Annotated in this window: 1 protein-coding gene; it reads right to left on the reverse strand. The window is 38.5% G+C overall.

Translation table 11 applies throughout. The features are described 5' to 3' along the window. Positions 1–138: 138 nt before the first annotated feature. Complete coding sequence (locus FF105_RS11485) at positions 139–1,344, reverse strand: IS110 family transposase (RefSeq protein WP_290046923.1); 1,206 nt, start codon at positions 1,342–1,344, stop codon at positions 139–141. Between the last annotated feature and the right edge of the window lie 262 nt (positions 1,345–1,606).

A 1,606-nucleotide genomic window follows, 5' to 3' on the forward strand; every position in this document is an offset into this window, starting at 1 on the left:
TTTTTTCTACCAGAAGTCAAGTGTTTCAATGCATTTAGCTTCTTTTTCTTATGATGCAATTGATAATAAAGTACTACTGAAATAAGCCGATGTCTTCACATTGGTTTTGCAAAATGTTAGGCTTATAAATGTACAATTCTAGCGCTTTGACGCTGTATCGTAATCGTACAATTGGTTATTCAAAACCAGATAGTGCATGGTTCGTAAGAGACGTGACATCGCACCAATAGCAATTTTCTTTGTTCCCTTTGACATTGAAGATTGCTTTTTCTTTTGATACCAATCATTGATATGATTTTGATGACCATAAGTTGCCGTACTAGCAATGTTACCAATGGCTTTGAATAGCACTTTTCTGGCGATTGTATTACCTCGCTTCGTGATGAAACCAGAACTCTTATACTCACCTGAATCATTAAATCGTAAGTCAATCCCGACAAAGGCATTCAATTTATTACTAGTCGCAAAACGATGCAAATCACCTAATTCAGCGATTAGAGTAACCACTGTTTTGTCGGAAAATCCTGGTATACTCTGATAAATGTCATATTCAGGTAAATCTTTGGTCTGATCAACCATAGTCGCTAAGACATTGGCCTTGCTTTGAGATAACGCAATTAAGCGCTGCGCATAATAACGCACTTCGATGACATTATACGAATCAACGGTAACAGCAGGCGCTGATAGGCTGCCAAGCGCCACTAGTTTATCAACGAGTCGTGTTAAACGCGCAACACCGATTTGACGACTGACGCTGCTTTGAATCGTATCTGATAACGTTTGTCGTGAATGCTTAGCCATTGCGGCATGAGGGATTAACGACACAATCTCCCAATATTGTTGGCTATCGGTAGTTGAAAACAGGGTTTCAATTTCTGGGAAAGTCAATTGAAGCAAACGATGTAGCCGATTTTTAGCGGACACAATATCGTGGTTTAACTGTTGGTAAAAACGACTCATGTCTTGCAGTTCCATATAAATTGGCTTCTGGACGTAGCTTTTAGCACGCTTTAAAATGAATTGCGTTTCTGCCAAATGCTTGGCATCGTTAAGATCATTTTTGTTAGGACGTAATTGATCCAATTGTTTTTTAGCGGTCAAAGGATTCAAGTAAGTATAAGGATAATTGTGGACCTCTAAGAAAGTTTTTAAACGTCTCGAATAAATGCCTGTCGCCTCAAACACAATATCTGGGAACGTATTAAACTGCATAATGACTGTATTTAACTGATTGAACCCAAAGACATCATGAGCAATCTTAAAATTCTGTACAACCTTACCATCAACAGCGACGGCAACTTGGCTGGTTGCCTTAGAAACATCAATACCAATAACAGCGTGCATGGGCGCACCTCCAAAGAATAATTGATTGAAACAGTCACTGGTAGCCATCACCATCTAATTTTCTATACTCGACGTCTAGCGTCTAACTTACTAAGAACAAATTGTGTGGTAACGCCAGTGAAACGGCCACTTTTATTTACGACATCTAGTGCCAAAAAGCCTTACGACCTATGCTTCACAACCTATTTTAGAATAAAACAAAAATAGGTGAAGACTATCTCCGTCGAGATTAATCTTCACCTTTAATGTTAGTAAGTTTTAT

It is taken from the genome of Leuconostoc sp. UCMA20149 (assembly GCF_030400235.1).
Taxonomy (GTDB): Bacteria; Bacillota; Bacilli; order Lactobacillales; family Lactobacillaceae; genus Leuconostoc; species Leuconostoc pseudomesenteroides.

Bases quoted from the DNA above. Each gene is read 5' to 3' on its own strand.
- FF105_RS11485 (WP_290046923.1), bottom strand. From the start codon at position 1,344: ATGCACGCTGTTATTGGTATTGATGTTTCTAAGGCAACCAGCCAAGTT.